This is a genomic window from Streptomyces sp. NPDC023481 (assembly GCF_055560195.1).
Genome location: NZ_JBVHJE010000003.1, coordinates 418,079 through 439,821, shown reverse-complemented (window position 1 = coordinate 439,821; position 21,743 = coordinate 418,079). Strand labels below are relative to the sequence as shown.

At 73.8% G+C, this 21,743-nt stretch carries 22 protein-coding genes; 11 read left to right on the top strand and 11 right to left on the bottom strand.

The genetic code is table 11. The annotated features are described in order from the left end of the window. The first annotated feature begins 124 nt into the window (after positions 1-124). Positions 125-478: a hypothetical protein gene (locus ACZ3ZD_RS09505; RefSeq protein ID WP_467395176.1), complete on the top strand. Its 354-nt coding sequence runs from the start codon at positions 125-127 to the stop codon at positions 476-478. A gap of 11 nt (positions 479-489) precedes the next feature. Here ACZ3ZD_RS09505 and ACZ3ZD_RS09500 read toward each other — a convergent pair whose 3' ends face one another. From ACZ3ZD_RS09500 to ACZ3ZD_RS09490, 3 genes are all read right to left on the bottom strand, one after another. Next, complete coding sequence (locus ACZ3ZD_RS09500) at positions 490-1,512, bottom strand: MASE1 domain-containing protein (protein WP_467395175.1); 1,023 nt, start codon at positions 1,510-1,512, stop codon at positions 490-492. 87 nt (positions 1,513-1,599) lie between these two features. Beyond that, positions 1,600-2,430, bottom strand: coding sequence for a PP2C family protein-serine/threonine phosphatase (locus ACZ3ZD_RS09495; protein ID WP_467395174.1), 831 nt, complete (start codon positions 2,428-2,430; stop codon positions 1,600-1,602). Positions 2,431-2,591: 161 nt separating this feature from the next. Next, positions 2,592-2,912 (bottom strand): hypothetical protein, encoded by a 321-nt coding sequence (locus ACZ3ZD_RS09490; protein ID WP_467395173.1) that lies wholly within the window; start codon positions 2,910-2,912, stop codon positions 2,592-2,594. A gap of 215 nt (positions 2,913-3,127) precedes the next feature. Here ACZ3ZD_RS09490 and ACZ3ZD_RS09485 point away from each other — a divergent pair, with 215 nt between their 5' ends. After that, positions 3,128-3,442, top strand: a complete 315-nt coding sequence (locus tag ACZ3ZD_RS09485) for a hypothetical protein (protein ID WP_467395172.1) — start codon at positions 3,128-3,130, stop codon at positions 3,440-3,442. Between the two features lie 48 nt (positions 3,443-3,490). On the opposite strand, the gene ACZ3ZD_RS09480 is transcribed toward ACZ3ZD_RS09485, so the two are convergent. Together ACZ3ZD_RS09480 and ACZ3ZD_RS09475 are read right to left on the bottom strand one after the other, a co-directional pair. Continuing rightward, positions 3,491-4,183 carry an alpha/beta fold hydrolase gene (locus ACZ3ZD_RS09480; protein WP_467395171.1) on the bottom strand — a complete coding sequence of 231 codons (693 nt, stop codon included), beginning with the start codon at positions 4,181-4,183 and terminating at the stop codon, positions 3,491-3,493. A 73-nt stretch (positions 4,184-4,256) separates the two neighbouring features. Beyond that, positions 4,257-5,465, bottom strand: a complete 1,209-nt coding sequence (locus ACZ3ZD_RS09475; RefSeq protein ID WP_467395170.1) for a hypothetical protein — start codon at positions 5,463-5,465, stop codon at positions 4,257-4,259. A gap of 174 nt (positions 5,466-5,639) precedes the next feature. Here ACZ3ZD_RS09475 and ACZ3ZD_RS09470 point away from each other — a divergent pair, with 174 nt between their 5' ends. Beyond that, positions 5,640-7,094: a glyceraldehyde-3-phosphate dehydrogenase gene (locus ACZ3ZD_RS09470; RefSeq protein ID WP_467395169.1), complete on the top strand. Its 1,455-nt coding sequence runs from the start codon at positions 5,640-5,642 to the stop codon at positions 7,092-7,094. An 87-nt stretch (positions 7,095-7,181) separates the two neighbouring features. Here ACZ3ZD_RS09470 and ACZ3ZD_RS09465 read toward each other — a convergent pair whose 3' ends face one another. Beyond that, positions 7,182-9,128: a collagenase gene (locus ACZ3ZD_RS09465; protein ID WP_467395168.1), complete on the bottom strand. Its 1,947-nt coding sequence runs from the start codon at positions 9,126-9,128 to the stop codon at positions 7,182-7,184. Between the two features lie 147 nt (positions 9,129-9,275). Continuing rightward, the gene (locus ACZ3ZD_RS09460) at positions 9,276-10,229 is read right to left on the bottom strand and encodes a LysR family transcriptional regulator (RefSeq protein WP_467395167.1); all 954 of its coding nucleotides are present in this window, start codon (positions 10,227-10,229) and stop codon (positions 9,276-9,278) included. Positions 10,230-10,595: 366 nt separating this feature from the next. On the opposite strand from ACZ3ZD_RS09460, the gene ACZ3ZD_RS09455 reads away from it, so the two are divergent. Together ACZ3ZD_RS09455 and ACZ3ZD_RS09450 are read left to right on the top strand one after the other, a co-directional pair. After that, entirely contained in the window at positions 10,596-11,168 is a 573-nt protein-coding gene (locus tag ACZ3ZD_RS09455) for a TetR/AcrR family transcriptional regulator (protein WP_467395333.1), read from the top strand. 19 nt (positions 11,169-11,187) lie between these two features. After that, a complete protein-coding gene (locus tag ACZ3ZD_RS09450) occupies positions 11,188-12,354 on the top strand; it encodes a GDSL-type esterase/lipase family protein (protein ID WP_467395332.1) in 1,167 nt (388 codons plus the stop codon). Between the two features lie 30 nt (positions 12,355-12,384). On the opposite strand, the gene ACZ3ZD_RS09445 is transcribed toward ACZ3ZD_RS09450, so the two are convergent. Together ACZ3ZD_RS09445 and ACZ3ZD_RS09440 are read right to left on the bottom strand one after the other, a co-directional pair. Further along, positions 12,385-13,056, bottom strand: a complete 672-nt coding sequence (locus ACZ3ZD_RS09445; RefSeq protein ID WP_467395166.1) for a class F sortase — start codon at positions 13,054-13,056, stop codon at positions 12,385-12,387. Positions 13,057-13,204: 148 nt separating this feature from the next. Next, on the bottom strand, positions 13,205-13,804 hold the full coding sequence (locus ACZ3ZD_RS09440; RefSeq protein WP_467395165.1) for a hypothetical protein: 600 nt from the start codon (positions 13,802-13,804) through the stop codon (positions 13,205-13,207). Between the two features lie 310 nt (positions 13,805-14,114). Between ACZ3ZD_RS09440 and ACZ3ZD_RS09435 the strand changes: the two genes are divergently transcribed. Next, positions 14,115-14,993, top strand: coding sequence for an SCO6745 family protein (locus ACZ3ZD_RS09435; RefSeq protein ID WP_467395164.1), 879 nt, complete (start codon positions 14,115-14,117; stop codon positions 14,991-14,993). 233 nt (positions 14,994-15,226) lie between these two features. On the opposite strand, the gene ACZ3ZD_RS09430 is transcribed toward ACZ3ZD_RS09435, so the two are convergent. Together ACZ3ZD_RS09430 and ACZ3ZD_RS09425 are read right to left on the bottom strand one after the other, a co-directional pair. Further along, a complete protein-coding gene (locus ACZ3ZD_RS09430) occupies positions 15,227-16,438 on the bottom strand; it encodes a cytochrome P450 (RefSeq protein ID WP_467395163.1) in 1,212 nt (403 codons plus the stop codon). Continuing rightward, positions 16,435-17,145 (bottom strand): cyclodityrosine synthase, encoded by a 711-nt coding sequence (locus tag ACZ3ZD_RS09425; protein WP_467395162.1) that lies wholly within the window; start codon positions 17,143-17,145, stop codon positions 16,435-16,437. The genes ACZ3ZD_RS09430 and ACZ3ZD_RS09425 overlap by 4 nt, the downstream gene beginning before the upstream one ends. Positions 17,146-17,362: 217 nt before the next feature. Between ACZ3ZD_RS09425 and ACZ3ZD_RS09420 the strand changes: the two genes are divergently transcribed. The 5 genes from ACZ3ZD_RS09420 (at position 17,363) to ACZ3ZD_RS09400 (ending at position 21,709) form a co-directional block, all read left to right on the top strand. Next, positions 17,363-18,199 (top strand): fructosamine kinase family protein, encoded by an 837-nt coding sequence (locus ACZ3ZD_RS09420; protein ID WP_467395331.1) that lies wholly within the window; start codon positions 17,363-17,365, stop codon positions 18,197-18,199. A gap of 101 nt (positions 18,200-18,300) precedes the next feature. Further along, entirely contained in the window at positions 18,301-18,492 is a 192-nt protein-coding gene (gene tgmA, locus ACZ3ZD_RS09415; RefSeq protein ID WP_467395161.1) for a putative ATP-grasp-modified RiPP, read from the top strand. A gap of 17 nt (positions 18,493-18,509) precedes the next feature. Then, a complete protein-coding gene (tgmB, locus tag ACZ3ZD_RS09410; protein WP_467395160.1) occupies positions 18,510-19,493 on the top strand; it encodes an ATP-grasp ribosomal peptide maturase in 984 nt (327 codons plus the stop codon). Between the two features lie 71 nt (positions 19,494-19,564). Then, the gene (locus tag ACZ3ZD_RS09405) at positions 19,565-20,461 is read left to right on the top strand and encodes a Gfo/Idh/MocA family protein (protein ID WP_467395159.1); all 897 of its coding nucleotides are present in this window, start codon (positions 19,565-19,567) and stop codon (positions 20,459-20,461) included. A 141-nt stretch (positions 20,462-20,602) separates the two neighbouring features. After that, positions 20,603-21,709: a PP2C family protein-serine/threonine phosphatase gene (locus tag ACZ3ZD_RS09400; protein ID WP_467395158.1), complete on the top strand. Its 1,107-nt coding sequence runs from the start codon at positions 20,603-20,605 to the stop codon at positions 21,707-21,709. Positions 21,710-21,743 lie beyond the last annotated feature (34 nt).

Here is a 21,743-nt window from a genome sequence, read left to right as displayed (position 1 = left end):
TGTCCCTCCGGGCCGGCCCTGTGCCCGTACGGCCCGGCCCATCGTCTCCCAGTGTGCGCGGCGGTCCGCCCGACACGCCGGGACGGACGTTGGCGCGGGCCGTCGCCCGGGTACCCGGCGGTGCATGAGGGACCACGAGCGCGAGCGACAGGACGAGGACGCGGCGGCGGCCGAGCGGTCGGCGCGCCGGCAGCGCGCGGCGGACCGGGAGCGCGTGGCGGACCGGGAGCGCGCCGGCTCGGAGCCGTTCGACCCCCCTGGCCCGGAGCCGTACCCGGAGCGCCGGCCGGGGACCCGGGCCCGCCGTCACGCCGGCGAGGCCGCGGCCGTCGCGGACGCTCCTCCGGGGATCCCCGGAGGCTACGGCACGTCCGCCGCCCGTCCGCCGAGGCCGGGGCGCCGTGGCACGGGGGTGCGACAGCCGGCCGCCGGGCGCGGCGGTGACGGCGCGGGGCCGGTGGAGCGCCCGGAGCGCTGACCGCGCGGGGTTCAGGGTTCGCCGGGCCGCCATGACCGGTCCGGGAGTCCGTCGCCGTCCGTCGGCGGCCGGGGCGGCGGGGCCTCGCCCGCGGTGAGGTGTTCCAGCACCTCCGCCAGCTCCTGGCAGGCCTGCTCGACCGAACGCCGGGTCTGGCGCTGCTCGGTGATCACGGCGGACAGCAGCAGCGCGGTCAGCGCCATGGAGCCGTTGAACGCCTGGAGTTTCAGCATGACCTCGACGCGGTTCAGCCCGGCGAACGCGCCGACGCCGTCCGTGGCGGCGACGGCGGCCACCACGGAGGTCAGCAGTGCGCAGAGCACGCTGCCCACCAGCTGGAAGCGCAGGGCCGCCCAGATGATCAGCGGGTAGACCAGGAAGAGCAAGCTCATCGAGGAGTGCACGGCGAGCGGGACCAGCGCGCAGGCGACGACGGCCAGCGCGGTCGCCTCCTTCCAGCGGCCCAGCGGCAGCGGTCTGCGGGCCCCGTGCAGCAACAGCAGCAGCGGGGTGACGATCAGGACGCCCATCGCGTCGCCCACCCACCAGGCGAGCCAGACGGGCCAGAAGCCGTAGCCGGCCAGGCTGCCCTTGAGTACGAGGATGCCGACGCCGACGGTCGCGCTGATCACCATGGCGCCCAGCGCGGCCAGGAACACCAGGGCGAGGCCGTCGCGGAGCCTGGTGAGGCCGGTGCGGAAGCGGGCCCGGCGCAGCAGCAGGACCGCGCACACCGGGGCGGCGGTGTTGCCGACGAGGATGGCGAGCACCTCGGGGCCGGGTGTGGTCAGGGACAGCACGGAGAGGAAGGCACCGAGGGCGATGCCGGGCCAGCTGCCCAGGCCGAGGATCAGCAGCGCGGCGACGGCGACTCCGGTCGGCGGCCAGACCGGGGTGACGACGGCGCCCTCGACGGTCAGCTCGCGCAGCAGGCCGAGCCGGGCCGCCGCGTAGTAGCAGGCGGCGACGGCCAGCGTCCGGACGGCGTGGCCGGCCGGTCGGCGCAGCTCCTGGATACCCACCACAGCAGCCATCTCACACCGGTGGCCACGGGTCGGCGAGGCGAGGCATGGTTCCCTCCGGCTCGGCGGCGGACTACGGCGGCCGTGTACGGCACCGGTTCAGGGCGGGGTGGTGGGGCTGTCCAGGCCCACCACCAGGACGGCGGCGTCGTCCTCGTGGCCGATGCTCTCGGCGCCCTTGATCACGGCCGTGGCGAGGGCGCGGGCCTCCAGGCCGGCGACGGCGGCGATCCCGGCGAGCCGCACCACCTGGTCCAGGCCGTCCTCGATGTGCAGCGACGGCCCCTCCACGACCCCGTCGGTGAGGAGGACGAACACCGAGCCGGTGGTGAGCCGGTGCCGGGTCACCGGGAACTCGTGGCGCGGTTCGATGCCGAGCGGCGGCCCGCCCTCGTCGTCGACGACGCCGGACTTGCCGTCGGCCGTGGCCCACACGAAGGGTATGTGGCCGGCCCGGGCGCTCTCCAGCACCCCGGTGGCCGGGTCGAGCCGCATGAAGGTGCAGGTGGCGAACAGTTCGCTGCCCAGGGTGAGCAGCAGGTCGTTGGTGCGGGCGAGGAGTTCGCCTGGGTCGCCGGTGACCGAGGCGAGCGCCCGCAGCCCGGCCCTGACCTGGCCCATGAAGGCCGCGGCCTCGATGTTGTGTCCCTGGACGTCACCGATGCACAGCCCGATCCGGCCGTCCGGCATGGTGAAGGCGTCGTACCAGTCGCCGCCCACGTTGAGCCCGAGGTTGGCGGGCGTGTACCGCACCGCCAGATGCAGGCCGGGTGCGGCCGGCAGGTCCCTGGGGAGCATGCCGCGCTGCAGGGCGATGGCCAGCTCGACCTGGGTGCGCTGCAGCTCCGCGCGCTGACGTGCCTGGGCGGTGAGCGAACCGAGTCTGGCCAGCAGCTCGTCGCCTTCGTCGGTGGCGCGCTTGCGGGGCATCGATCACTTCCGGCGGGGCGGTGACTCGGACGGGCCGGTCGCCTGCGCTTCCGGCAAACGCCTAGATTTTACCCATATCGGATGATCGTGCCCCAAAGGTCTCCAGGGGTCCTGGGGCGGGGGTGGCGCTCCTCGCCAGGGGGCCTGCGGGGTGGCGTGCGTCAGCGGACCTCGGAGTCGATGCCGGTGATCACCGCGGGTCCGAGCGGTGCGCTCCGCTCGTCCAGTCCGGCGTCCCGCAGCGCGGAGTCCGCGAGCCGGCGCGCCTCCTCCTCGGCGTGCGGGCCGGTGTCCGCCTCGACGGTCAGGCGGAGGGTGAAGGTGTTGTCGTCGTTGACGCTCAGCACGTCCAGGTCCTCGGCGGTGCCCATGCGGGTCCCGTGCGGATCGGCGGGCCTGAGCGCCCTCGCCAGCCGGGTGCGGGTGCCGGCCTCGACCCCGGTGGTGAAGGTACCGGGGACGCTGATCACGTAGGTCGTCATGAGACGGTCCTTTCCTCGGGAGTCCCCTCGACTACCCCGATTCGCGCGCTTCGCACCGGGGATGCCCTAACGGCACCACCATCGGGCCACCGCCCCGTCCTCCGGACGGTGGACCCACCCGTGTGGCCTCCCGGGCCGGGCCGGGCGGGGGTGGGAGATTACCGGTGCGGCCTCGGTCCGCTCCTCCCCCGTCACCCGTTCGCGAAGGACAGCCCATGCGCCTACGCCGTTCGCTCGCCGCCGTACTCGGCGGCGTCGCCCTCACCCTGACCACCGCGACGTCCGCGCTCGCCGTCGACGGCTCGTTCGTGTGGATCGGCCCGCAGGGCAAGTCGTACGCCCTCGACAGCCCGCCGGACCGCAAGTGCCTCGACATGGCCCAGGAGGCGCGCGGCGCCCGCAACGCGACGAAGAAGCCGCTGGTCATCTACTCCCGGAAGAAGTGCAAGGGGACCGCGCTGCGGGTCGCCCCCGGACACGCGGCGCCCGCCGGCACCCACTTCGCCAGCGTGATCTTCAACCCGCGCTGACCGTACGACGACCCACCAACGCCCACCCCAGGGGGGCTTGAGCCCCCCTCAGATCCAGCCGTCCAGCGCGCCCATGAAGCCGTCGAAGTCGTCGCGGTACAGGGTGTGCCCGGCCCCCTCGACGGTCCGGACCTCGAAGCCCCGCCGCACCAGTTCCGCGCCGAGGCCGGGCCGTACGAGGTCGCTCGCGCCGGCCAGCAGCACCAGCGAGGGCACCACCGGGCGCACGGGTGTGCGACTGACGGAGTAGATGTCCGGCAGGACGCGGGCCGTGGCGGGGTCCCAGTCGGCGAGCGTGGCCAGTTCGACGTCCACGTCGGTCTCGTCCCAGCGCGGGTTGAGGCTGCGGATCATCGTGCGGTTCGCGGTCTTGAAGACCCTGAAGTGCACGGACGCCTCGACCAGTTCCTTGCGCAGGTCCCAGGCCGGGTCGCAGTAGACGGCCCGGGCGGGTGCCAGCCGTGCGACGGCACCGGCCAGCGCCATCGCCCCGAGCGAGTGGCCGATCGCCAGCTCGGGGCGCTCCGGGAGGGTTTCGACGAGGTCGCCGGCCCAGGCCCCGGGGCTGTACTCGCCCCGCCCGCTCGCCCCGTGCCCGCGCAGGTCCACGCCGACGACCCGGTAGCCCTTGTCCGCGAGGACGGGGGCCACCCGGTGCCAGGTGCGGTGGTCGGACATGAGCCCGTGGACGAGGACCGCGATCCGGTCACCGGTCCCCCACTCGTGTGTGTGCAGCCTCATCGGCACCGCCTTCCCCGTCGGCCTCCGGTCGATCATGCCACCGCCGCCGCGGCCGTGCGGGCCGGACGGCGGCTCACAGCGGGGAGTGGGCCACCACCGTCACATAGGCGCCGGCCAGCAGGGAGACCAGGGCGAGGGCGCCGTACACGATCACCGCCGGGGACCGGCGCAGCCACCAGGTCCGGGCGAGCGCCCGGGCCGGCGGGATGAGCAGCGGGAAGGCCGGCAGCAGGAACCGGGGCTTGGAGGAGAAGGAGCCGGAGCCGCCGAGCACGAGCAGGACCAGGACGCCGGAGAAGACCACCAGGGCCAGCGGGGCGCGTTCCAGGCACAGCAGCACGAGCAGCAGCACGCTCGCCGCGACGATCAGGAGGGCCGCCGGGTAGACGACGCCTCCGCCGTGCAGGAGCAGGGTTTTGACGAAGCGCGCCGAGCCGGCGCCGAAGTCGAAGCGGGAGTCCCAGGCGCTCTGGACGGAGAAGTAGCCGCCGAGGACGTCTCCCGTACGGCTGCCCACCCACAGCACATAGCCCAGCCAGCCGAGCGGGGCGAGCAGCGCGCCGGCCCACAGCCGCGCCGGGGCCCGGCCGCGCCGGCGCAGCACCTCGTACCCGGCGGTGAGGGAGACGGCCGCCGCCACCGCGAAGCCGCTGGGCCGGGACAGGCCCGCGAGCGCGGCCAGGATGCCGGCCCACAGCCAGCGGCCCCTGAGCACGCAGTACAGGGACCAGGCGGCGAGGGCGGCGAACAGCGACTCGGTGTAGGCGAGGGTGAGTTCGACCGCGTGCGGGAGGGCGGCCCACAGGGCGACCAGCGCGGTGGCGACGCCCCGCCCGTACAGCAGGTGGCCGACGCGGTAGACGCCGTACGCGGCCACGCCCGCGGCCGTCCAGGCGATGAGCAGGGCGGCGCGGCCGGGGGTGAGCGGCAAGGCGGTGGTGAACGCTCTGATGAGCGCCGGGTAGAGCGGGAAGAAGGCCCAGTCGGTCTGGACGGCGCCCTCGGGGCTGACCCAGATGAGGTGGCCGTAGCCGTGTGCGGCGATGTGCAGGTACCAGCGCGAGTCCCAGGAGTGGGCGAGGTTCCTGACCAGCGGGTGCCCGCGCAGCTCGTTGGTGAGGATCACCGCGAGGACCCCGGCGAGCCTGAGGCCCGCGAACAGGGCGAGGGCCGGCAGGAATCCCTGGGGCGAGCCGGCGGCGGCCGGCCGCGGCAGCCGGGGGCCGCGCAGGGGCCCGGAGGGGGCCGTCGGCTCAGGCCGCGGCACGGAGGAGGTACTCACGTGCTCGACCTTGGTCACGCCCCTGAAGTGGTGCAACGCACGACCCGGGTTTCTTACGCCAATCCACCCCTATTCACGAATCCGCGCGGACCGCGGCTGACGGCCACCCCCTCCCCGAGGCCTGATCAGAGTGTGGTTATCATATGAGCGCTGCCTAGCTCGAAAGATGGACCTGTGACTGTCAACGACGACTCGTTCACGAACTGGATGATCCGCGAGGAGATCGCGGAGTCGATGATCCCGCTCATCGGGAAGCTGCACCGCGAGCGGGACGTGACCGTCCTGCTGCACAGCCGCTCCCTGGTGAACAAGTCGGTGGTCAGCATCCTCAAGACGCACCGCTTCGCCCGGCAGATCGCCGGTTCCGAACTGTCGGTCACCGAGACCATGCCGTTCCTCCAGGCCCTGACCACCCTCGACCTCGGGCCCTCCCAGATCGACCTCGGCATGCTGGCCACCACGTACCGGTCCGACGACCGCGGCCTGAGCGTGGCCGAGTTCACCGCCGAGGCGGTCGCCGGCGCCACCGGTGTCCACAAGATCGAGCGCCGCGAGCCGCGCGACGTCGTCCTGTACGGCTTCGGCCGCATCGGCCGCCTCGTCGCCCGCCTGCTCATCGAGAAGGCCGGCTCCGGCAACGGCCTGCGGCTGCGCGCCATCGTGGTGCGCGGCGGTGGCGGCCGGGCCGCCGAGGACCTCGTCAAGCGCGCCTCGCTGCTGCGGCGCGACTCCATCCACGGCCAGTTCCAGGGCACCATCACCGTGGACGAGGCCAGCAGCACGATCGTCGCCAACGGCAACGCCGTCAAGGTGATCTACGCCGACGACCCGTCGCAGGTGGACTACACCGAGTACGGCATCCGGGACGCCATCCTCATCGACAACACCGGCAAGTGGCGCGACCGCGAGGGCCTGTCCCAGCACCTGCGCCCCGGCATCGAGAAGGTCGTGCTGACCGCGCCGGGCAAGGGCGACGTCCCGAACATCGTGCACGGCGTCAACCACGACACCGTCAAGCCGGACGAGCAGATCCTGTCCTGCGCCTCCTGCACCACCAACGCGATCGTCCCGCCGCTGAAGGCCATGGACGACGAGTACGGCGTGCTGCGCGGCCACGTGGAGACCGTCCACTCGTTCACCAACGACCAGAACCTGCTGGACAACTACCACAAGTCCGACCGGCGGGGCCGTTCCGCGCCGCTCAACATGGTGATCACCGAGACCGGCGCCGCCTCCGCGGTCGCCAAGGCACTGCCCGACCTCAAGGCGAGGATCAGCGGCAGCTCGATCCGCGTCCCGGTGCCGGACGTCTCGATCGCGATCCTCAACCTCCAGCTGGCCCGCGAGACCACCCGCGAGGAGGTCCACGACTACCTGCGCGAGGTGTCGCTGACCTCGCCGCTCAAGCGCCAGATCGACTTCACCACGGCGCCCGACGCGGTCTCCAGCGACTTCATCGGCTCCCGCCACGCCTCGATCGTGGATGCCGGCGCCCTGAAGGTGGACGGCGACAACGCGATCCTCTACCTCTGGTACGACAACGAGTTCGGCTACTCCTGCCAGGTGGTCCGGGTCGTCCAGCACGTCTCGGGCGTGGAGTACCCGACGTTCCCGGCGACGGCGGTCTGACCTCCGCTGCCGCGCGTACGCCAGACGGCCGCCGACCGGGGTTCCGGTCGGCGGCCGTCTCGTTCGGATGCGCTCGGGTGCGTGCGGTCAGGCCGCGGCCGGCCTGGCGCAGGCGCCCGCGGCGCACGCCGTGAGCCACTGGTCGAAGTCGGCGTCGTAGCGGGTGCCGATGCCGTCGTGGTAGACGGCGTACCCGCCGGTGTAGTCACCGGCGCGGAACCGGTCGAGCACGCGCTGCACGTCCTCGGGGTGCTTCTCCAGCATGTAGCGCACGGCGAGGTAGCCCCACGGGTAGGTGCGGGTCACGTCGCTGTTGTCGTAGGTGCTCTCGAACAGGGTGCTCAAGCGGTACGTGTGCCTGCCCGCCTCCTGGACCGCCTGGTCGTCGGCGAGGCCGCGGTAGCTGTAGGAGACGTACTCGGCGAGGCCCTCGATCCACCACACGTCGGGCACGGAGATCTGCCGGCCGAAGTCGCCCTTCATGTCGTCACGGGCGTCCAGGAAGTGCGTGTACTCGTGGTTGAGGTTCCAGATCCGGGCCGGGAAGCCGTCGTCGGAGTCCTTCTGGTACATGATCGACATGGCCTCGTTGGCCGGGTTCGCCGGGTCGCCGCCCAGGGTCATGCCGCCGTTGTCGGTGCTGATGCCGTACATCGCGCCGGCGTACGTCTGGTAGTCGGCGCGGCCGGCGAAGACCACCAGCCGGAGGGTGGAGGCGTACTGGCCGGGTATCGGACCGGCCGCCCTCACGACCGAGCGGAAGTAGGCGTCCTGGCGGAGCACGCTGGTGCAGGCGGCGTCGAGGTCGGCCGCGGTCAGCGCCTGGGCGCGGATGGTGACGTTCGCGTCGCAGTGGCGCGTGGTGGGCAGGACGGCCCGGTCGAGCTTGTCCGGCAGGCCGCAGACGTCGTAGTACGCGCAGTTCGCGGCGTCGTAGTAGGCGGCCTGCGTGGCCACCGCCACCCACAGCCCGGCCGTCGGACCGGTGATCGCGGTCCGGTCCAGCAGGTCCTTGGCCAAGGGGGCCGCGGTGTCCCGCAGTTCGGGGTGCTCGACGTAACGGGCGACGTTCATCCCGGCGTTGGAGTCGAGGAAGGACAGATCGGTGCCGAGCTGGTCGGTGTTGGCCAGCGCGAAGTCGTACAGGGTGTCGAGGATGCGCGGGTCGGCCGCCACCGCCTGCACGTACCGCGGGTTCCAGTTGCCGCGCCACAGGGGCGTGTAGACGTCGTTGACGGCGCTGATCATGCTGGCGACCGAGTCGTAGGAGCTGTCGTAGTCGTCCAGCAGCCGCCGGTAGACGTACAGGTAGCGGTCCTGCTGGTCGGCGCTGTCGGTGAGGATGACGGTCTCGCCGAGGATGTCGCCGTTGGCCGCGGTGACGTCCCGGGAGTGGGATCGGGCGAAGAAGGTGTCCAGGCCGGCGGTGACGGCGGTGGTGAGCCGGGCGGTGTACGCGCCCACGTCCGCGGGGTGGTTGAACTGCACGTAGTAGCCGGCGCGCAGGAAGAGGACCAGTTGCAGCAGGCTGCCGGAGTCGTCACCGCGGTACTTCCCGGCGGTGCCCGTGAACGCGTTCGCCACGGTCAGCATCTGGGGCTGGCGGAAGACGGCGCCGGCGGCCGTGCCGGTGACCGAGAAGAGGGTGTTGACGCAGTCCGGGGTCGCCGCCTTGACGTAGGAGACGAGGGCGGAGCCGGTACGGCGGCCGAAGTCGGCCGGCGTGCAGGAGGCCGCCCGCACCGCGTGTCCGGCCGGCCGGGTGAACGCAGGTTGTTGCGGCGGGAGTTGGACGGGGACGAGCTGCTCGGCCCGGGCCTCGGGGTGCTCGGTGGCGGCCGTGGGCGCGGCCGCGGGCGACGGAACGGGGAGAGGGGTGCGGGGTGCGGCGGCCGTGCCGGGGTGCGGCCGGGGTGCCGCCAGCGCCGGGGTGGACAGCAGGCCGGCCAGGGTGACGCAGACGGCGGCGGCGCCGGCGATGCGGCCGACCGTGCCTCTCGGCACGCGTCCGGGCAGCGCGAAGCGATAGCGCATCTGGATTCCTCCACGAAGTGATGCGCCTCTGTGGGGTGTTGAGGCGTGTGAGGCACTGTCTCAGCGCGCCGCCCGGCCAACAACGGCATGTGACATAGCACATGGCACTGGCTGCTCATAACATCGCGGCACACCCGTGACGTGCCCCTACGCCCCGGTGACGCTCCAGGTACGCGAGGCCCAGGTGCGCAGGTGGGGGGCCTGGGCGACGAGATCGCGGTAGGCGTCGGTGGCCGACTGGAACACCGTCTCCACGACGTCGTCGGCGACGGCGTCCGGCCGCCAGGCCAGCACATAGCGGCACCACAGCGGGGAGCCGGCCAGCGGTTTGACCACGACGTGCGGGATCGGCCGCAGCGTGGGCTGCACGAGGGACACGCCCAGACCGTCGGCGATCATGCTCTGCAGCTGGGTCTGATCGCCCAGCCACTCGTGCACGGTGACCGGCGTGAACCCGGCCGCCGCACAGGCGTCGTAGAACACCCCCGGCCAGCCGGCACCGTCGTCCGGGGTCACGAACCAGGCGTCCTCGGCGAGGTCGGCGAGCTGCACCTGGGCGCTCCCCCGCAGCCGGTGCCGGGCGGGCAGGGCGACGAAGGTGGGCTCGGTGACGATGCCACGGTGCCGTACGGCGGTCGTGTGCCGCAGTTCCATGCCCGGGTAGTCGGCGGCGATGGCGGCGTCCACCGCACCCTCCTCCAGCAGCTCCACGAGCCGCGAGGAGGCGTAGGCGCTGGTGACCGCGAGGGTCAGTTCCGGCAGCCGGGCGCGGACGCGGGAGACCGTGCCGGACAGCATGGGCGAGTTGGTCGCGGCCAGGCGCAGGGTCCGGCGGGGGCGGTCGGAGGCCGGGCGGTGCCCGACGGCGGCGGCGCGCGCGAGGACGTCCCGGGCCTGCTCGACGACCTCGGCGCCGTACCGGGTCGGCCGGACCCCGCTCGGCCCGCGCTCGAAGAGCGGCTCGCCCAGGTGGCGTTCGATGCGCCGGAGCTGGGTGCTCACGGCGGGCTGCGAGTAGCCCAGCTGTGCGGCGGCGCGGCCCACGCTGCCCGCGTCGGCGATCGCGCACAGCACCCGCAGGTGCCGCAGCTCCAGCTCCATCGGTTCCCTTCCCGTCCCTACCGCGCCCGCGCCCTCCGGATCCCGCCGGTGACAGCCTCCGCGGGCCGTGCCCGCACCCGGCGGGCCCGAAGCGTTCCACCGCCTCGCCGCGGGCACAAGGCGCAGCTCGGCCAGGGTACGGCCGGCGGGGCGCGGGTCCGGATCCGGGCCCCGGACGTGCGGGGCCTCGCGGTACGCCGGCTACCGGCAGGCGCCGGCCGCCGCCGGTCTGCCGCGGACCCCGCTCTGGCGCGCGGGCTGATCACACACCAAGCACCTAAATATCGATCCTGTTTTCCTATAGCCTTTAGGAAATTGCGCTATGCTTCTTGGCGGATTGTTGCTGACGGAACGGAGAAGGCGATGATGGCGCGCGCGGGCCTGACCACCGAGCGCCTGGTGCACGCCGGTGCGGAGCTGGCCGACGAGGTGGGCTTCGACCAGGTGACGGCGTCCGCGCTGGCCCGGCGGTTCGACGTCAAGGTGGCGAGCCTGTACTCGCACCTGCGGAACACCCAGGACCTCAAGACCCGTATCGCGCTGCTCGCCCTGGAGGAACTGGCCGACCGCGCCTCCGAGGCACTGGCCGGCCGGTCCGGGAAGGACGCCCTCGCCGCCTTCGCGCACGTGTACCGGGACTACGCCCGCGCCCACCCCGGCCGCTACACCGCGGCCCGGCACCCCCTGGACCCCGCGACCGCGGCCGGCAGCGCGGGCGTCCGGATCGCGCAGCTGACCCGGGCGATCCTGCGCGGCTACGACCTGGCCGAGCCGGACCAGACACATGCGGTCCGCCTCCTGGGCAGCGTCTTCCACGGCTACGTCAGCCTGGAGGCGGCCGGCGGCTTCAGCCACAGCGCGCCCGACGCGCAGGAGTCGTGGACCCGGATCCTGGACGCCCTCGACTCCCTGCTGCGCAACTGGCCCGCCCACCCCTGACCCCTGGACACCGGACATGATGCACACCATCCCCCTCACCGCCGACCTGATACGCGGCGCCCTCGAACTGGAGCGCACCGCGCACGGCCTGCTGCCGCACCGGCTGCCCGCCCGGGCCCGCGCCCAGTGCGCCGACCCGCAGCTGGCCCTGGTGGAGTCCCAGCCCGCCGGCGTGCGCCTGGTCCTGCGCACCCGCGCCACCACCGTCGAGCTGGACGCCCTGCCGACCAAGCGGGTCTTCCTCGGCGCACCGCCCCGCCCGGACGGCGTCTACGAGCTGCTCGTCGACGGACGCCCGGCCGGCAGCGCCTCCCTCACCGAGGGCAGCACCCTCACCATCGACCCGGGCACCGGCGCGGCCGAGCACCGGCCCGGGCCGGTCGGCACCCTGCGGTTCACCGGTCTGCCGGACGCCGCCAAGAACGTGGAGATCTGGCTGCCGCACAACGAGACCACCGAACTCGTCGCGCTGCGCAGCGACGCCCCCGTCGAGCCCGTACCGGCCCGGGGCCGCCGGGTGTGGCTGCACCACGGCAGTTCGATCAGCCACGGCTCGGACGCGGCGACGCCCACCACCACCTGGCCGGCGCTCGCCGCCTCCCTGGGCGGGGTGGAGCTGGTCAACCTCGGGCTGGGCGGCAGCGCGCTGCTCGACCCGTTCACCGCCCGTGTGCTGCGTGACACGCCCGCCGACCTGATCAGCGTCAAGCTCGGCATCAACCTGGTCAACACCGATCTGATGCGGCTGCGCGCGTTCGGCCCCGCCGTGCACGGCTTCCTGGACACCGTCCGCGAGGGCCACCCCGACATCCCGCTGCTCGTGGTCTCCCCGGTCCTGTGCCCGATGCACGAGGACACCCCCGGCCCCACCGCCATCGACCTGGCGGCCCTGGGCGAGGGGCGGCTGGGGTTCAGGGCGGCCGGGGATCCGGCCGAGCGGGCGGCCGGGAAGCTCACCCTGGAGGTCGTCCGGGAGGAACTGGCCCGGATCGTGCGCGAGCGGGCGGCCGCTGACCCGGCCCTGCACTACCTGGACGGCCGGGAACTGTACGGCGAGGCCGACTTCGCCGAACTGCCGCTGCCCGACGGCCTCCACCCGGACACCGCCGGCCACCGCCGGATCGGCGAACGCTTCGCTGCGCTGGCGTTCGCCCCCGACGGCCCCTTCGCGGCCCGTGCCGTCTGAGGACGGCCCGCGGCCCGGGTCTTCGGCGGCTCACACCAGGTGGGCGAAGACGACCAGGTTGTCGGTGTAGTCCCGCACCGTGTGGTCGTAGTCCCCGGCGCAGGTGATGAGCCGGGCCTCGGGGCGCGAGGCGTCCGCGTACACCCGGTCGCTCGGGAAGTCGTCCTTGGCGAAGGTCTCGGCGCTGTCCACGACGAACTCCGCCGTACGCCCGTCGGCCCGCTCCACGGAGAACCGGTCACCGCGCTCCAGCTCGTAGAGGTCGGCGAAGACGGCGGCGGAGGTCACCGTGTCGACGTGGCCGGCGATGACCGCGGTGCCCACCTCGCCGGGCGAGGCGCCGCCGGAGTACCAGCCGACGAGGTTGGTGTCGGCGGCGGGCGGCGGCTGCAACTGGCCCGAGGCGCCGAGGGACAGGGTGGTGAAAGGGGCGTCCACCGAGATCTTCGGGATGCGCAGCCTGGTCGGCGTCGACCGGGGCAGCGACTCGCCGGCGTCCCGCGAGTCGGCGGGCGCGGCGGCGCCGGTGCCCGTGGCCCGGGGCGACCGCGGGGTGTCGTCCGCCTGCTGGTGGTGGCCGAACATGGTCACGGCGAGGAAGAGGGCCGCCACGCCCCACAGCGTGAGCCGCCCGCCACGGCCGGCGGGCCGCTCGTCCGCTGCCGGTCCTGAGGAGGGCGGAGAGGAGGGAACTGCTGCCATCGGACACCACCTCGCTCGGGCAGGGCAGCACGGAGGTCGGAACGGTTACCAGGGCGGGACGGTCGACGGGGCGGGGTGCAGGGGGCGCGGGCCGCCGACGCGGTGCGCGCGCCGACGGCGCCCGCAGCCCCTGGGACGCGCCGGCCCGTCAGGCCGCCGGCTCGGCGGCCTTCCTGCGGCGCAGCGCGTACGCGCCGGCCGCGCCTACGGCGAGCACGGCGAGGCCGCCCGCGGTGACACCCGGCGTGGCGAGCGCGCCGCCGCCGGTGTGCATGCCACCGCGCGGCTTCTCGTGGTCGTCGTCACCCCAGTCGCCCTTGTCGCCCTTGCCGCTGCGCTCGCCCTTGTCTCCCTTGTCTCCCTTGCCTCCCTTGTCCCCCTTGTCTCCACCGTCCTCACCGCTGTCGCTGTCCTTGTCCTTGTAGCTCTCGGGGTCGAAGCGGCTGTCGCCGCCCGAGCCCCAGTCGTCGCTGCGCACCGCGGCGAGAGCTCCGCCACCCGTGTGCATTCCGCCGCGCGGACCGTCGTGTTCCCGGCCGGAGTCGCGCTTGTTGCCGTAGTCCTTGTCGTGGTCGCTGTCGGATCCCTTGTCCTCACGGTCGGAGCCGCTGTCGCGCTGCTTGCTGTACGAGGAGTCGTCCCCGCCGCTGTCGCGCTCGGCCGGTACGGCGAACGCGGCGCCGGGTGTGGCGAAGGCCAGGGCGGCGGCGGCAGCCGCCGTCGCCAGGATCATGCGGGCAGAGCGCATAGTGATGTCCTTCCGCCGTGACCGGGCAGCGGATACCTCATCAGCTGGGTGGACCCGGCCCCGACATGAACCACCGTCAGTGAGGCCTCCGACATCCACCATCCGAGCCGCCCAGCCGGGTCACCAAGCCACCCGTCTGCCCCAGCGCGCCGGGTTTCGGCCCCCTCGTACGGACCAGTCACCGAAGCGGTCGCAGCGGCCGGCGGCACGGGCGGGCCGTGCGGCGGGTCGCCGCCCTCTTGTTATGACCGCTGTCATAACGCAGGCTGGTGCCGACGGCACGGAAGGCGCGACGCGGTGGGAGGCAGTGGTGGCGGACGGAACGGCACGGGCCCTGTGGGAGCGGTACGAGCCGGTGCACCAGCTCGTGTACTTCGCCCCGGAGGCACACCGGGCGGCGGACGGGCTCGGGCTGCGCGGATTCTGGATGGGCTACTTCGCGCTGCGTGCCGCCCCGCTCGGCGCGGCGCCCCCGTCCGTGGTGAGGAGCTGCTTCTACGTCTTCCACCCCGCGCGGGTGGCCCGGGCGCTGCCGGACGCCTGGTCGTACGCCACTCCGGCGGACGCGCTGGCGGCCCGCGCGGAGGCGGTGGACGCGGCGATGACCCGGCTGTTCGGGCCGGACACCGTCGCGTCGGCGGCGTTCACGCAGGCCGCGGACCTCGCCTGGGAGGCCGCCGCGGGCGCGGACACGGCGGGGCGGGTGCTGGGCGCCGCGAACCAGGCGCTGGAGCGCCCGGACCGGCCCGCCGCACGCCTGTGGCAGGCGCTGACGACGCTGCGCGAGCACCGGGGCGACTCCCATGTGGCGGTGCTGGTCGGCCTGGGGATCGGTCCCGTCGAGGCCATGGTTCTCAAGGCGGCGGCCGGCGAGTCCGAGGGGGCCTTCCTGCGCGAGACGCGCAAGTGGCCGCGGGAGGACTGGGCGGCGGCCGAGGCGCGGCTGCGCGCGGCCGGCCGGCTCGCGGCGGACGGCTCGCTCACGCCCGCGGGTGCCGCCCTGCGCGCGGAGGCCGAGGCCCTCACCGACGCGGCGGCCGAGGGACCGTGGACCACGCTGGGCACCGACCGGAGCGAGCGGCTGGCCGCACTCCTGGAGCCGCTGGCCCGCACGGTCGGCGAGTCCGGCCTGCTGCCGGCCGGGAACCCGGTGGGGCTGACCGGGGGGACGTACCCCGTCGGCCGCTGACGAGAGCTCCGCCTCCCGGCACACACACACCGACGCGGGCGGCCGAGGGAAGCCGGCCCGCACAGCCGGCGCCAGGACCGCCGCCGATCGGGACCCGGGCGGGGCCGGCCGGTGGGGGCGTACCCCGTAGACCCGGTGAGGCTGACCGGGAGGACGTACCCCGTCGGCCGCTGACGAACGCTCCGGTGCCGGCGCCCCCGCCCGGGCCGGCGGGTCGGGGGCGCCGTGGGCGGTTACCAGGTCACGGGGAGCCGCTCGGGGATGCGTTTCATGAAGCCGGTGCGCCAGACCAGTTGGCTCGTCGGGACCGCGAGGGTGAGGTCCGGGAGTCGGTCGAGCAGGACCTCCAGGGCGATGCGGGCGTGTGCGCGGCCGAGCGCGGTGGCGGGGCAGTAGTGGGCGCCGCCGCCGAAGGAGAGGTGGTCGGCGGTGTTGTCGCGGTGGACGTCGAAGCGGTGCGGGTCGGGGAACTTCTCCGGGTCGAGGTTGGCGCCCTCCACCAGGACCAGGACGAGTTCGCCGGCGCGGACACGGACGTCGCCGAGCCGGACGTCCTCCAGGGCGAGGCGGGGCAGCGCGTCGCCGATGGAGAGGTTCACCCGCAGCAGCTCCTCCACGCCTGCGCCGATCAGGTCGGGGCGGTCCCGCAGCAGGTCGCGGGCGATGGGGTGGGTGAGCAGGTGGACCAGGGCCATGGTGAGGAAGCCCGAGGTGGAGATGACGCCGGCCCCGAACAGGGTGACTCCGACGGTGGCCAGCATCTCGTCGCTCAGGTGCGCGTAGTCGGGGTCGTCGCGCAGGGCGGCGAGTTCCCCCATCAGGCCGTGCGTGGCCGGATCGTCGAGCAGGGCCGCCATCCGGGCGATGTCCCGGTCCCAGTTGAGCCGCGCGCCGGTGATCGGGCACGGGGAGTTCATGAAGGCGATGTCCAGGCTGCGCAGGAAGGCGGGGGCCTCGGTCTGCGCGATGCCGAGGATGCGGCAGTGCATCCCGGCCGAGTACGGCTCGCAGAACGCCCCGCGCAGGTCGGCCGTCGGCCCCTCGGCGACGATCAGGTCCACCAGGCGGTACGCCTCGGCGCGCAGCCAGTCGGTCAGCCCCGCCGCCTTGGGGTTGAGCGCCTTCATCACCGCGCGGCGCAGGCCCGCCCCGGTGATGTTGCCCATGTTGTTGACGACCTCGGGCGGGATCGTGAGCGCGTACTGGCGGGGGACGCCGGGTGCGGAGGTTTCCTTGAGGGAGAACCGGTCGTCCTTGAGTACCTGCGCGCACAGCTCGTAGGAGGAGACCAGCCAGGCCTCGTCGCCGGCGATGGTGCGCACCCGCCGCACCGGGGTGGTCTCGCGCAGCTCCGCGACCTCGGCGGGCACCCGGGTGCCGTCCCAGGAGAACGGGAAGGCGGGCAGAGGGGGGTGGTCGGCACGGGTGTCGGGGGCGGTGCTCATACCGCGGTTCCTTCCAGGGCGGTGGGCGTGACGACGGCGTGGCCCTGGTTGCGGGAGGCACGCAGGCCGGCGCCGCGGGAGTACAACAGCTCGGCCATCGGCAGGAGTTGGTGGTAGCAGTTGAGCGAGGAGGGCACCTTGAGAATGGCCGGGGTGTCCAGGAACAGCGGGGCCTCGGCGCACACGTACTCCAGGCACACGGCGCGCTGCCGTTCGGTCGGCGTCTCGCCACGCGCCGCGAGGAAACGATTCACCAGGGCCTCGCAGACCGACCGGAAGGCACCGTCGGAGACCAGCCGCTCCGTGAGCTGCCGGTGGATCTCCTGGTAGGCGGGGTTGGTGCGGAATTCGGACATCGGATGCCAGTCCAGCCGGGCGCCGTCCGGGTCGGCCGCCGACACCGCGTCGCGGACCTTGGCGCGCACCCCCCGCAGGTTCTTCACGGCCTTGCGGCGGGCCTCGTCCGGCGGATAGCCGGAGGCCTCGTACATCTCGGCGACGTACAGGTCGGTGTAGACGAAGTCGACCCGGTCGAAGTGGTCCAGCCCCCAGCGGGCGAGGTCGTGCAGGCGCCGGGCGGAGAAGTAGCTGTTGCCCGGGGACACGCCGATCACGGCGTGCGCGCCCTCGCCGAGGATGATCTCGCAGTGGGAGGTGTACGGCTGGACTTCGAAGACGTCGGCCATCAGCACGGATGCTGTGGTCACGGGGGTGATCCTCCGCCGCGCGCTAGTCCCTGCGGGCCCTGTGCCCCCGGTGTGGCGATGCGGCGCCCTCACGCTAGCCGTACGAGATCAATACGGGTAGTGACGACATGGGTTTGGCCGGAAACAGTCGTATCAACGGGTGAAACGCCCGGCGAGCGGCCTTGATTGCGGGCCGTACCCTGGGGCCGTGGTCAACCGAGACGAGGATCCAGGACAGGTGGCGGCCCGGCTCACCGGGCGGCCGGTCAGCGGGGCCCGGCGGGCGTCGGGGTCACCCGCCGAAGTACTGCTGGACGGCGGAACTCCGGTGATGGTCAAGCGTGGCGACGGCCCGGGGGCGGTGCGCGCCGAGGTGGCCGGACTGCGCTGGCTGGCCGCCGCGGACGCGGTGCGGGTGCCGGCGGTGCTCGGGCACGACGAGCACTGGATGGTGACCGAACGGGTGCCGACCGGCGATCCCAGCCCCGCTGCGGCGATGCTTTTCGGCCAGGCGCTGGCCACCGTGCACGCGGCCGGTGCACCCCACTTCGGGGCGCCGCCGCCCGACGGTCCGCAGGACGCCTGGATCGGCCGCGCCCCCATGCGGAACGCACCGGGCACCGACTGGCCCCGCTGGTACGCCGAGCACCGTGTGCTGCCCTATGTGCGCGCCGCGGTCGACGGCGGCACGCTCCGGCCGGGCGAGGCGGCCGTGTTCGAGCGGGTCTGCGAACGGCTGCCGGAGCTGGCGGGCCCGCCGGAGCCGCCCGCCCGGCTGCACGGCGACCTCTGGAACGGCAACGTGCTGTGGGGCGCCGACGGCGAGGTCCGGCTCATCGACCCGGCCGCGCACGGCGGGCACCGGGAGACCGACCTGGCGATGCTCCGGTTGTTCGGCTGTCCGCACCTGGAACGGGTATGCGTCGGCTATCAGCAGACGGCGCCACTGGCCGACGGCTGGCGGGACCGGGTGGGGCTGCACCAGCTCTTCCCGCTGCTGGTGCACGCGGTGCTCTTCGGACGGGGGTACGCCGAACAGGCCCTGGCGGCAGCACGGGACGCGCTCGCGGAATGACCCCGCCGGGCCGTCCCTCCGCGCTGTGATCACACAGCGTGAGGAAACCAATCACCCGTTCGACTCGTATAAGGACGTGAAAGCCTAATCAGGGAGAGACCATGCAACCGTTCACGCTCAACTACGCGCGGCCCGCAGTGCAGTTGGACGTCACCGCACCGTACGCGTACGACTCCGGACTGCAGTTGAACGTCCTCCCGGACGGGCGGATCGCCGCCACCGACCACATGACCCTGAGAGCGCTGGGAACCACGACCTCGACGGCCGGTTCCAAGACGCACTTCGACGACTGAACCGCGGACTTCGGCAGATGACCGTGCTCATCCTGACCAGTGAAGCGGACGTGACGGCGGACATGGTGGTCCTCCGGCTGGGCGAGGCCGGGGTGCCCGTCGTCCGTCTCGATCCCGCCGATCTGACCAACGGGGTCTCGCTGTCGGGCGAGTACGTGCAGGGCGTCCACCGGGGGCATCTGTCCGTCGGCGGGCGCCTGGTGAGCATGAACGGCCTGCGCTCCATCTGGGTGCGCAGGCCGGGGGCCCCGGCCGCCCGCGCCGCGCAGCCGTCCGCCTGGCTGACGGAGGAGTCGGCGCAGGCGCTGTACGGCATGCTGCGCTGGAGCGACGCCCGCTGGATGAACCATCCGGACGCCGCCGGCCGGGCCCGGCACAAGCCCTGGCAGCTGCACCTGGCCCAGCGCAGCGGCCTGCCGGTTCCGGCCACCCTCATCACGACGTTCCCGCAGGCCGCGCGGGAGTTCGCGGAACGCTTCCCGGACCTGGTGGTCAAACCGGTCTCCGGCGCGCATCCGCAGGAGCCGCCCCGGGCGGTGCCGACCAGCCGGGTGGCGCCGGACGCCGACTTCAGCGCGGTGGCGTTCGGCCCGACGCTGCTGCAGCGGCGGGTCGCCAAGCGGGCCGACATCCGGCTGACCGTGATCGGCGGCACCCTGCTGGCCGCGCGCAAGCCCGCGGATCCGGACGCCCATCCGGACGACGTGGACGTGCGTTTCGCCCCGTCGGTGTCCCCCTGGCTGCCCGCGGAGGTGCCGCCGCGCGTCGCCGAGGCCGTGCTGCGCTACATGGCCGACGCGGAACTGGCCTACGGTGCCTTCGACTTCGCGGAGGACGCCGACGGGATCTGGTGGTTCCTGGAGTGCAACCAGTCCGGCCAGTTCGGCTTCGTGGAGATGGACACCGGCCAGCCGATCGCCGCCGCCATCGCCGACTGGCTCGCGGGGCAGGCCGGTCCGGACCGCCGGTGTACGCGGAGCGACCGGAGCACGGCCTCGTGAAGGCGCGGGGAACGGCAAGAAGAACAGCTCGTGGCACGGTTCGTGGAACGGCTCGGAGAAGGGAACGCGACATGCGCATCGGACTGCTGGGAACCGGCCCGTGGGCGCGGGCGGCGTACGCGCCCGCCCTGGCCGGGCACACCGGTGGGGAGTTCGCCGGGGTGTGGGGCCGCCGGCCGGAGGCGGCCACGGCGCTCGCGGAGCGGTACGGCGTCGCCGCGTACGCCGACGTGGACGCGCTGCTGGCCGACGTGGACGCGGTGGCGGTGGCCCTGCCGCCGTCCGTGCAGGCCGGGTTGGCGGTGCGGGCGGCCCGGGCGGGCCGTCATCTGCTGCTGGACAAGCCGCTGGCCCTGTCGGTGGCCGAGGGGCGGGCCGTGGCGGAGGCGGTGGAGCGGGCCGGGGTGGCGTCGGTGGTGTTCTTCACCGCGCGCTTCCAGAAGGAGCCGGAGGCGTGGATCGAGGAACAGGCCGCCGTCGCGGGGTGGTTCACGGCGCGGGCCCAGTGGCTGGGGGCGGTGTTCACGAGCGACAGCCCGTTCGCGGACTCGCCGTGGCGGCGGGAGAAGGGCGCGCTGTGGGACGTCGGCCCGCACGCCCTGTCGGTGCTGCTGCCGGTCCTCGGCGACGTACGGCACGTGGTGGCGGCGGCGCACGGCCCGGCGGACACCGTGCACCTGGTGCTCGACCACGCCACCGGCGCGTCGAGCAGCCTCACGCTCAGCCTGTCGGCCCCGCCGGCGGCGGCGGGGGCCGACGTGGAGCTGCGCGGCGAGGCGGGGGTGACGGTCCTGCCGGGCAGCTCCGAGGGGGCGGTCCCCGCGCTCGCCCGGGCGGCGGACGCGCTGGCACGTGCGGCCGCCACGGGCCGCCCGCACCCCTGCGACGCCGCTTTCGGCCTCCGGGTCACCGAGATCCTGGCCACCGCGGAGGCCCGGCTGACGGGTGGGGCGGAGCAGGAAATGTGAGCACTGCTCTCGTGGGTGCGGGCATGGACCCCGGCCGGGGCGGGCGCGGCCGGGCGGGCCGGCGGGCGTCCACCGAATTCCGGCTCCGCTCGCTTGCCGCTCTGCGCGCGGGGCGTTCCCACGGCGGCGTAGCTTGGGGATGTGGTATCGAGGCGCGGCTGGTCGTCGCGCGGGCACCTGAAGGATCGCGGCTGGCTGCGGGGCGCGCCACCGCCGTGGTGGGTACGGGTGCTGCCCGTGCTGCTGCTGGTGGCCGTCGGCGTGGCCACGCTGGTCACGCCGCACGCGTACGACCTCGGTTTCCTGCTGGGTGCCATCCCGCCGCTGGCGGTCCTGTCCTACGGCCCGGCGGCGACCGGTGTGCTCGGGGTGGGCGTGGTCGTGGTGCTGAACATACCGGCCACGCATCTGAACCGCCCCGGTGACACCGATCTGCTCACCATCGTCTTCGTGGCCGCGCTGAGCGTGTTCGTGTCCTATGTGCGCAGCCGCCGGGACGCCCAGCTGAACACCGAGCGGGCGATCGGCGAGGCGGTGCAGCGGGCGGTGCTGCCGCCGCTGCCGGAGCGGGTCGGCCGGGTCGGCTGCGCGGCCTTCTACCGGGCCGCCCAGGACGGGACGCTGGTGGGCGGCGACTTCTTCGACGTGCGGCACGGGCCGCACGGGGTGCGCGCGGTGATGGGGGACGTACAGGGGCACGGGCTGTCGGCGGTGGCGACGGTGGTGTCGCTGCTGGGCGCGTTCCGGGAGGCGGCCCTGGACCAGCCCGACCTGGAGTCGGTCGCGGCCCGGATGGACCGCCGGCTGGCGGTCGACTCGGCGGACGTACGGCACGGAGAGCTGTTCGCGACGGCCCTGCTGGTGGAGTTCGCCACCGGTTCGACCGCGATGCGGGTGGTGGCCTGCGGTCATCCGGCGCCGGTGCTGCTGCACGGGGAGCAGGCCCGGGAGGTGGCCGTCGCGCCCGGTCCGCCGCTGGGCATCGGGCTCCTCGACGTCGACCGGCCGAAGGAGGTCACCGTGCCGTTCGGGCCGGGCGACCGGGTCTTCCTGGCCTCCGACGGGGTGTGGGAGGCCCGGGACACCACCGGCACCTACTATCCGCTGCCCGAGCGGCTGGCCGCCCTGGCCCGCACCCCGTCCGCCGAGCTGCCCGCCGCGGTGTGGGCGGACCTGCTGCGGCGGCAGTACGCGGTCCGCGACGACGCGACCATCCTGGTGCTGACACCCGAACCACCGGCCCCCTAGGGTTTCCCGCCGACGTCGGTGACGCGGACGCGCC